The following is a 637-nucleotide window of genomic DNA, read 5'->3' on the forward strand; positions in this document are numbered from 1 at the left end:
CCCGTGTCGGGCAGCTTCCCGTCCGACGGCGTCTACGCGACGCAACCGGGCGCGGACGGCGCGCGCAGCGCCAGTGGCCAGGCCGCCGCCGACATCGGCTGGCGCAACTTCTTCGCCGATCCGCGCCTGCAGGCGCTGATCGAGATCGCGCTGAAGAACAATCGCGATCTGCGCGTCTCGGTGCTCAACATCGAGGCGGCGCGCGCGCAGTATCAGATCACGCGTGCGGGCTTGTTCCCGACGCTCGACGGTACCGGCACGGGCAACGTCCAGCGGCTGCCGGCCGGCGTGGCGACCACGGGGACAGGGCAGCCGTTCATCTCGCGCAGCTACAACGTCGGCCTGTCGGCCTCGTGGGAGCTGGACCTGTTCGGCCGGATCCAGAGCCTGAAGGACCAGGCTCTGGCGCAATACCTGTCGACGGCCCAGGCCCGCAAGGCGGCGGAGATCTCGCTGATCTCGCAGGTGGCGGATCAATACCTGACGCTGCAGTCCACGGACGACCTGTTGAAGGTCACCGAGGACACGCTGAAGACGGCCCAGGATTCGTACAACCTGACCAAGCTGCAGTTCGACAACGGCACCGGCTCGGAACTGGACCTGCGCCAGGCGCAGACGGTGGTCGAGCAGGCGCTGG

The 637-nt window shown here is 68.3% G+C and carries 1 protein-coding gene; it reads left to right on the forward strand.

The window, feature by feature from the left end:
* On the forward strand, positions 1-637 hold a 637-nt coding region (locus tag F3J18_RS37735), incomplete at both ends, for a TolC family protein (protein WP_166917238.1).

The organism is Burkholderia sp. Ax-1720 (assembly GCF_011753035.1).
Classification (GTDB): Bacteria; Pseudomonadota; Gammaproteobacteria; order Burkholderiales; family Burkholderiaceae; genus Burkholderia; species Burkholderia gladioli.